This is a genomic window from Streptomyces macrosporus, assembly GCF_039533145.1.
GTDB classification, from domain to species: Bacteria; Actinomycetota; Actinomycetes; order Streptomycetales; family Streptomycetaceae; genus Streptomyces; species Streptomyces macrosporus.
Genome location: NZ_BAAASZ010000011.1, coordinates 108,801 through 117,037 on the forward strand (window position 1 = coordinate 108,801; position 8,237 = coordinate 117,037).

Consider the following 8,237-nt stretch of genomic DNA (forward strand, 5'->3'; position numbering starts at 1 on the left):
AACCTACGCGGCGACCCTCACGCCGGCCTGATCGGGCGTGGCGGCCAGGCGGCGCTTGCGCTTCGGCATGCCGAAGGTCGGGTGGGCGATGCCCCACCCGGCCGTTGTGAGCACGCCTGTCTTGAGCCGCGCGGCGATCCGGCCGCCCAGGTACCAGGACTTCGACCGGGCGTCCCCGTCGACCATCTGGAAGATCGCGTCCCGCCGCCCGAGGCTGATGTGGTTGCCGTGGTACTTCAGCGCGGTGGTCGGAACCTCGCTGCCCGTCAGGCGTGCGATGATCGCGGCGGTCGCCTGCATGTTGGTGAAGCCGGCCGTGGCGCAGGACATCGGCAGCGGCCGGCCGTTCTCGCCGATCGCGTAGGCGCAGTCACCGGCGGCGTAGACGTCGGGGTGCGAGACCGAGCGCATGGTGCGGTCGACGACGATCTGGCCGGTCCCGGCGACTTCCAGGCCGCCGGCGGCCGCGATGGGGTGGACGGCGAACCCGGCAGACCACACGGTCACGTCGGCCGGAATGGACGTACCGTCGGCGGCGATCGCCCGTGTCGGTTCGACGGCTTCGATGCCGGTGTGCTCGTGGACGGTGATGCCGAGCCGGTTGAAGGCCTGGCGCAGGTGGCGGCGGGCCTTCGGGGAGAGCCAGGCGCCCAGCTCGCCGCGGGCGGCGAGTGCGACCGAGAGGTCGGGCCGGGACTCGGCGAACTCGGTGGCGGCCTCGATGCCGGTCAGCCCCTCACCGACGATCAGCACGGTGCCGCCCTCGCCCAGACCGGCCAGGCGCTCGCGCAGACGCAGCGCCGAGGACAGGCCGGTCACATCGAAGGCGTACTCGGCTGTGCCGGGGACGCCATGGTGGGCCACGGAGCTGCCGAGCGCGTAGAGAAGGGTGTCGTACACGAGCTCGTCGGCGCCGTCCTCGCCGGCCACGGCGACGGTCCTGCGTTCGGGGTCGACACCGGTGACGCGCGCCAGGCGCAGGCGCACCTCGGTACCGGCGAACACGTCGGCGAGCTCGCGGAACGTCAGAGCCTGGCCGGCCGCGAGTTGGTGGAGCCGCATCCGCTCGACGAAGACGGGCTCGGCGTTGACGACGGTGATCTCGGTGTCGGCGGGAGAGAGCCGGCGGGCCAGGTTTCCGGCGGCGAAGGCCCCGGCGTATCCGGCGCCGAGTACGACGATGCGGTGCTTCATGGCGTTGCTCCTGTCTCGTTCGCGTGCCCCTTGAACGAGACGGCGCCCCGATCGCTGACAGGAACCGGATGTGACACGGGTCACTCGGCCTGAGGTGAGCGGTCGAGTCTCCGACAGGCGCTTGAGCCTGCCGTGGGCAGTCGAAACGGGGCGCCGGCCAACCACGGATCGAGATGGCCGACCATCGATCGGCGTCACACCGTCACCCGGCTGATCTTTCGGAACGAACTCGGTGCAGGCGCTTGGCAGCTGGTCGTTGGGGTGGCAGAGCGCCGCAGGGGTCGGACGACCTTGTGCCCGACGATCTGTGGGAACGCGTCGCTCCGCTGTTGCCGCCCGGCCGCCCCTGCGCGACCGCCGTCCGGGGCGCGCACAGCGTCCCGTGCACGGCGGAGCAGACGCGCGTCGCGGCGGGGTTCTCCTCGAACGTCGGGTCGGGCACCGACCACACCGTGCCGGCGTCTTCCCGCAGCTCGATGCGTCAGGTGGCGAGGGTTCCGGTCCGGTATGCACGCCACCGCTCGCTGGTCCGGGCCCCGAGGGGAGGGGGCCGATGCGGGGTCGCGGCGGTACCGATACCAGGCGGGGCGGCGCCGGTGTGGATATTTCGGTCGACACGGAGCAGGTCCATCGTCACGCTTTCTCTTGTGACCTGCAGCTCCGAATTCGTGTCCGCTCCCACGACCCCCACGTGTGTCCGCCTGGACGAGGTGGATGGCCGGTGAGCCGGGCCCCGCTGGGCGGTGCTCCGATCCCCGTGCTGTGGTTGTGCGGCCCGCCGGGAGTCGGCAAGACGACGGTCGCGTGGCAGCTGTACTCCCGGTTCGTGCAGGACGGAGTCGAAGCCGGGTACGTCGACATCGATCAGCTCGGCATCTGCTATCCCGAGCCCGCTGCGGATCCGGGACGACACCGGCTGAAGACCGAGAACCTCGGCGCGGTGGTGACAGCCTTCCGGGCGGCCGGAGCCCGGTGTGTCATCGTCTCCGGTGTCGTCGATGCGAGCAGAGGCGTATCCGCCGAGCTGCTGCCACAGGCCGCGCTGACGGTGTGGCGGCTCCGCGCCGACCGGGAAGAACTTCGGCGGCGCTTCCTGGGCCGCGGCATCCGGACCGACGAGATGGCCGCGGCGCTGAAGGAGGCCGACGCCCTGGACACGAGCGGCTTCGCCGATGGGTGCATCGACACCACCGGACACGCCGTGACCGCGGTCGTACGGCTCCTGCGCGAACAGCTCGATCCCTGGCCGACCCTTCCCGAAGCCGGCACGGCACACGGGCCGTCCGGGACGGCCCGGTCACACTCCTCCCAAGACACGAGTGCGTCCTTTGGCATGAGCGGGCCCTGTTGCGCCGGACGACAGTCGGACAGCCACGGGACCGCGGCCGCCGATGAGCGGATCCTGTGGCTGTGCGGCGCGACCGGTGTCGGCAAATCGACCGTCGGCTTCCCGCTCCATCTGCGGGCCTTGCACGCCGGGTTCACCTCGGCCTACGTCGACCTCGACCAGCTCGGCTTCTGCGCTCCCGCCCCGGCCGACGATCCGAGTGATCACCGGCTCAAAGCCCGCATCCTGGCGGCCGTGTGGCAGAACTACCGCGCGGTCGGGGCCCGGCGTCTGACCGTGGTCGGCCCGGTTGAGAACCAGTCCGCGCTCGACAGGTACGCCGAGGCGCTGCCCGCCGCAGCCACCACGGTGTGCCGCCTCCATGCCGGCGGCGAAGAGCTGACGCGGCGTGTCATGCTCCGCGGACACGGCGGCAGTTGGCTGCAGCCGGGCGACCCGTTGAGGGGCCGTCCCGCGGCGCACCTGCTGCGTGTCGCGGCCCGGGCCACAGCGGATGCCGACGCGATGGAGCGTGCCGGGCTCGGCGATCTACAGGTCGTCACCGACGGGCTCACCGTCGAAGAGACCGTTGATGCCGTCTGTGCCCGGACGGGCTGGCCGGATCCGGACCCCACCGCATGACTGTTGCTCCTCGGCGGCATGGCCGGGGGACCCGGCAAGAGGATCACCTGCGGACAGGCAGGCACCCGGACCGTGGATGTCAGGAGTTGCGCGGGGTCACCAGGCCGGACTCGTAGGCGAAGACCACGAGTTGGGCCCGGTCACGGGCACGGAGTTTGGTCATGGCCCGGTTGATGTGGGTTTTCGCGGTCAGCGGGCTGATCACCATGCGGCCCGCGATCTCGTCGTTGGACAGGCCCTGCGCGACCAGGGCAACGGCCTCGCGCTCGCGGCCGGTCAGCTCCTCCAGCCCCGTGCCGGTGCCGGTGGGGAGCGGCTGGGTGACGTACCGGTTGATGAGCTTGCGGGTGATCGACGGTGCCAGCAGGGCGTCGCCGCGCGCGGCGACGCGCACGGCGTGCAGGAAGTCCTCCGGCACGATGTCTTTGACCAGGAATCCGGCGGCGCCGGCGTGCAGCGCGTCGAAGACGTATTCGTCCAAGCCGTGGTTGGTCAGGATGACGACGTGCACCCGGGCCAGGGCCGGGTCCGCGGCGATGCGCCGGGTCGCCTCGATGCCGTCGACGACCGGCATCCGGATGTCGATGAGCGCGATGTCGGGGAGGTGCTCTTTGGCGAGCTCCAAGCCCTCGCCGCCTTCGGCGGCCTCGGCCACCACGTCGATGTCGTCTTCGAGATCGAGAAGTGCGCGGAATCCGCTGCGAATGAGCGGCTGGTCGTCGACCAGCAGGACACGGATCACGGCGTCCGGTCCAGGGGGAGTTCGGCCTGGACGGTGAAGCCGCCCTCGCCGCGCGGTGCTGCCCGCAGCCGGCCGCCGAGGGCGGTGACGCGTTCGCGCATCCCGAGCAGCCCGATGCCGGGCTTCGGCGCGGTGTCCGGCGTGGCCCTGCCGTCGTCGTCGACTCGCAGGGCGAGGGCGTCCGGCCGGTGGTCGATGCGGACGGACGCCGTAGTGGCGGCGGCGTGACGGGCGATGTTGGTCAGCGACTCCTGAACGATCCGGTAGGCGGTCCGGCCCACCGCGGCCGGCACGTCGCGCCGCTGTCCCCTGATCGTCAGCGTCGCCTCCGGGCCGGTCTTGCCGGCCCGCTCCACCAGTTCCGGGATGTGGTCGAGCCCGTGCGGCGGGGTGGTGTCGTCGTCGCGCAGCGCCTCCAGCGTCGCGCGCAGCTCCCGGGCCGCCTCACGCCCGGCCTCCCGAATCGCCAGCAGAGCCTCCGGCACCTGTTCCCCCCGCTTGCGGGCCACGTGGACGGCGGCTTCGGACTGCACCTTGATGACCGAGATCTGATGGGTGAGCGCATCGTGCAGCTCCCGCGCGATGTGCAGCCGCTCCTCGTCGGCGCGGCGCCGCGCGGTCTCCTCCCGGGTGCGCTCGGCTTCGTCCGCCCGTCGCTCGGCCTGCCGCAGCGCTTCCCCCGCGGCCCCGGCGGCGATCAGCCATGCCAGCTCGAGGGCGCCTCGGGCCTGCGCGAACGCCTCTCCCGTGTCGTGCAGGCCCGAGGCCAGGGCCGCGAGGGGGAGGGCGGCGAGCATGGTCACGGACGCGGCCACCGTGACGGTGCGGTGTCCCGCCCGTACGGCCGCGTACACCGCGAACAGGTACGCGACGGCAGGGAGGTCGAAACCGGCCGCCTGGTACCCCACCGCGCACAGCCCGGTGACGGCCAGGACGGGAACCGGAGCCCGGCGGCGCGCGGCCAGCGCCAGGCCGCCGACCGTGAGCAACGCGTAGCCGAGCAGGTCGAGGTTCGTGGCGGAGTGCTGCCTGGACAGCCCGGTGGCCGGCAGCGCCGCCGCCACGCCGACGGCGATCGCCCAGTCTCCGACACCGGCGCGAACACCGAACCGTCCTCTGCTCATGCGCGCACCCTGGCCGGATGCCGCCGCGGGCGAGTCCTGCTCGCGGACGAGCGGCCACTACCGCGCCCGCAGTACCTCTCGCCGTTCCCGCAGCGTCCGCGGTAGCCGGATGCGCCATCGGCGGCAGGGCGAAGTGCCTGCGTCCGCTGGACGACCGGAGGTGGGCCCGACGGACATGATCAGGCGACGTCCAGTCGTAGGAAGAGAAGGAGCACCGTGATGTCCGTTCGTCGCCTGCTTGCCGCCGCCGCGGCCGCCCTGCTCGCCGCCCTGCTCGGAGTTCTCGGTCTTGCCGCACCGGCGGCCGCGCACGCCTCGGTCCAGCCGGTTGCCGCCGGTTTCCACGACCTCGGTCTCGGGCGACTCGGGGCCACCACGGGCACGCTGGCGGGGCTGGCCGGCGTGGTCGTCGCCGGATTGGCGCTGGCCCGCCCCGCTGGCCGTCTCGGCACGGCCAACGGGCCGCTCGGGGCCATGGTGGCCATGGCGGCGGGGCTGATCAGCATGGCCCTCGGCGGGCTGGTCGCGGCCACCGCCGACGGTGGACTCGGCACGGGCAACGGGCTGGGCGGGGCCTACGTGGCCATGCTGGTGGGGTTGATCAGCATGGGTCTCGGTGGGCTGGCCCTGGCCCGCTCCTGTCGCATCGGCTGACCGCAGTGGAGGCGAGCGCGCGTTCGGGCCTGTCCGGAGGTCGATCGGATGCCGCCGAGTACCGGTGTCGCAACTCGTGAACCTTCCGACTCGCCGACGGACGCTCGCCGCCTCCCGAACCGGTGCACAGGTGCGGTCCGTTCTCGGGTACGAAGCCATCGCCGAGATGCGCACCGCTCCGCGCGGCCATCTCCAGGTCCTCACCCACCCCAGGCGCCGGAAGCCCACGGTCCGAAGCACAGGTCGAACGGGCCGCCGGAGCGGCCATGGGCGGTGAGCGAAACGGCCCACCGCCCGTGCTCGTCGGACCGTGAACGCGCCTGAGCGGCTCCGGCCCCTCCCGACTACGCGGGCGGCCAGGCGCGCGGGTACGGCACCCGCAGCGACTCGGGTGCGGTCGGCGTGTGGTCCGCGGCGGCGTGCAGGCGACCGTCGCGCAGGACGATGGCACCGCTGCTCAGCATGGTGGTGACCAGCTCGTGGGCGAGCGCCTCGGGGGGCAGGTCCAGGAGCCGGGCGGCGTCGGTCAGCCAGGCCCGGGCGTGGAGGTACGGCTCGACCTCGTCGGCCGGTATCCCGCCCCGGATCATCAAGGCGAACGCGAAGATCCGCCGGGCCCCGTACCAGACCGCCCCGCCCGGGTCGTCGACCAGGCGCCGGGCGCGACGCAGGGCGGCGGCGAACGCGGCCGCGGGGTCGGCGGGCACGGGGCCGTGGGAGGGCAGGATCAGACTCGGGTCGAGGTCGGCCATCCGCTCCAGGGAGGCGAGCGCCGTCGTGGCCGCGTCGGGGCCGTCGAGGGCGAGGTTCACCCAGCCGACGTCATAGTCCGACAGCGCGTCCCCGACCACGAGCAGCCGCTCCTCCGGCTGCCACAGCGCCAGATGCCCGGGGGTGTGCCCGGGGGTGCGGACGACCTCCCAGTCGGCGTCGCCGAGCCGGAGGACCTGGCCGTCGTCGAGGGCGATGTCGACGGTGTACGGGGCGACGGGCTGGTCGAGGTATTCGGCGGCGCAGCAGCCGGGGTCCCGGCGGGTGATGGCCTCGGCCTCCGGGGCTCCGGCCGCGATACCGGCTCCCCTCGCCTGGAGGAGGGCGTTGGCGCCGACGTGGTCGGAGTGCCAGTGAGTGTTCACGACCAGGTCGATCGTTCCCGCGTGCGCGTGGGCCCAGGCGGCGGTCTCCTCGGCGTGGCCGACGAACCCGCTGTCGACCAGTGCCGGTTGCCGTCCGTGCAGGAGGAGCGTGTTGGCGTCGGGGAAGGGCCGCTGCCACCACATGACCCAGGACGGCAACGAGGGGTGCGGGCTCACGGGGCGGGCCTGTTCACGCGGATCAGGGTCTGCTGGCCGTTGGCGACGAGCTTGCGTTCGCCGCCCGCCTGGACGCCGTACACCTCCAACCGGCAGACGGTCAGCGTCCGTCCGGACTTCAGGACGGTCCCGATCGCCTCGATGTGGTCGCCGACGGCGGGCGCGAGCAGGTTGATCTTGTATTCGACGGTGAGGACCTCGGAGTCCTCGGGGAACAGGGTGAGCGCCGCGTAGCCGCCGGCGCTGTCGGCGACGGCGCTGGTGGCGCCGGCGTGGACGTAGCCGTGCTGCTGGGTCACCTCGGGACGGGACGGGAGGACGATGTGCACGCGGCCCGGCGCGATGTGCGTTATCCGGGCGCCGAGGTGACGCATCAACCCCTGGCGGTCGAAGCTGTCCTGGATGCGCTTGTGGACCGCGGGGCTTGCCTGTTCCTGGTGTATCGGGTCTTCCACGTACGGTCTCTCCTTCGACGGGCGTCATGGTGTGCGTACGGGGGCGAGGGCGGGTTCGTCAGCCGGCCGGACGTTCCACCGGCAGGAACCCGCCGATGACGATCATCATGGCACCGGAGGCCCGGGATGCCGCCCGGGCGGCCGAGGGTCGGGTCTTGGGCACGGTGCGCGCGAGAACGCCGACGGCGGGGGGACGACGGCGCAGGCGGTGAGGCGCAGTGTGCTGAGCAGCCCGGTCTGCGCGGCGACCGGCCGGCCCGCGGCAGGGGCGAGGAACCGTGGGAACAGCGAGAAGTACAGCAGGTGGCCGGCCCCGGTGACGGTCGGCGCCATGAGCACGGTCGGCGAGCCGGCCACGAACCCGCGCGCTTTCTGGTGCAGGGCTTCGAAGACTCCGCGGCAATGACCACCCTGTCCGGGACGCGGGGTCGATGACAGCCCAGCGGATGGACGATCTGGCGGCGCGGGAGCAACGCGTGGAACCGCTCCCGTAGGGGTCGGTGAGGGACGAGGGCGGGACGGGCACGTGACCTCCTGCATCGGCCGGTGGTGATCGTGGGCCTGTTCAGGGCCGCGCCCGGCCGGACCGCCGGACGGGCGCGGCCCTGTCCGGGGCTACCCGAGCGTTTCCTCCACCGTCGCGGCCGGCGTGGAGATCCGCCAGGCGACGAACCCGGCCGCGGCGAGTCCGGCGACGGCCAGGAAGCTACTGACGAGGAACGGGTCGGTACCGTCCAGGGCGGGAGCGAACCCGATGCCGACACAGAGCGTGATACCGGTGGAACC

Annotated in this window: 7 protein-coding genes; 2 read left to right on the forward strand and 5 right to left on the reverse strand. The window is 72.7% G+C overall.

What is annotated here, in order from left to right:
• Positions 1–3: 3 nt before the first annotated feature.
• Positions 4–1,194 carry an NAD(P)/FAD-dependent oxidoreductase gene (locus tag ABD335_RS07060; protein ID WP_344321228.1) on the reverse strand — a complete coding sequence of 397 codons (1,191 nt, stop codon included), beginning with the start codon at positions 1,192–1,194 and terminating at the stop codon, positions 4–6.
• A 721-nt stretch (positions 1,195–1,915) separates the two neighbouring features.
• Between ABD335_RS07060 and ABD335_RS07065 the strand changes: the two genes are divergently transcribed.
• The gene (locus ABD335_RS07065) at positions 1,916–3,163 is read left to right on the forward strand and encodes an AAA family ATPase (protein ID WP_344321229.1); all 1,248 of its coding nucleotides are present in this window, start codon (positions 1,916–1,918) and stop codon (positions 3,161–3,163) included.
• Positions 3,164–3,242: 79 nt separating this feature from the next.
• On the opposite strand, the gene ABD335_RS07070 is transcribed toward ABD335_RS07065, so the two are convergent.
• Together ABD335_RS07070 and ABD335_RS07075 are read right to left on the reverse strand one after the other, a co-directional pair.
• Positions 3,243–3,905 carry a response regulator gene (locus tag ABD335_RS07070; protein WP_344321230.1) on the reverse strand — a complete coding sequence of 221 codons (663 nt, stop codon included), beginning with the start codon at positions 3,903–3,905 and terminating at the stop codon, positions 3,243–3,245.
• Positions 3,902–5,029: a sensor histidine kinase gene (locus tag ABD335_RS07075; protein WP_344321231.1), complete on the reverse strand. Its 1,128-nt coding sequence runs from the start codon at positions 5,027–5,029 to the stop codon at positions 3,902–3,904. Before ABD335_RS07075 ends, ABD335_RS07070 begins: the two co-directional genes overlap by 4 nt.
• Before the next feature lie 219 nt (positions 5,030–5,248).
• Between ABD335_RS07075 and ABD335_RS07080 the strand changes: the two genes are divergently transcribed.
• The gene (locus ABD335_RS07080; protein ID WP_344321232.1) at positions 5,249–5,683 is read left to right on the forward strand and encodes a DUF6223 family protein; all 435 of its coding nucleotides are present in this window, start codon (positions 5,249–5,251) and stop codon (positions 5,681–5,683) included.
• Between the two features lie 344 nt (positions 5,684–6,027).
• Here ABD335_RS07080 and ABD335_RS07085 read toward each other — a convergent pair whose 3' ends face one another.
• Both ABD335_RS07085 and ABD335_RS07090 read right to left on the reverse strand, forming a co-directional pair.
• Entirely contained in the window at positions 6,028–6,996 is a 969-nt protein-coding gene (locus tag ABD335_RS07085) for an MBL fold metallo-hydrolase (RefSeq protein ID WP_344321233.1), read from the reverse strand.
• Complete coding sequence (locus ABD335_RS07090) at positions 6,993–7,451, reverse strand: PaaI family thioesterase (protein ID WP_425583560.1); 459 nt, start codon at positions 7,449–7,451, stop codon at positions 6,993–6,995. The genes ABD335_RS07085 and ABD335_RS07090 overlap by 4 nt, the downstream gene beginning before the upstream one ends.
• Positions 7,452–8,237: the final 786 nt, after the last annotated feature.

Bases quoted from the DNA above. Each gene is read 5' to 3' on its own strand.
- ABD335_RS07060 (WP_344321228.1), bottom strand. From the start codon at position 1,194: ATGAAGCACCGCATCGTCGTACTCGGCGCCGGATACGCCGGGGCCTTC.
- ABD335_RS07075 (WP_344321231.1), bottom strand. From the start codon at position 5,029: ATGAGCAGAGGACGGTTCGGTGTTCGCGCCGGTGTCGGAGACTGGGCG.
- ABD335_RS07080 (WP_344321232.1), top strand. From the start codon at position 5,249: ATGTCCGTTCGTCGCCTGCTTGCCGCCGCCGCGGCCGCCCTGCTCGCC.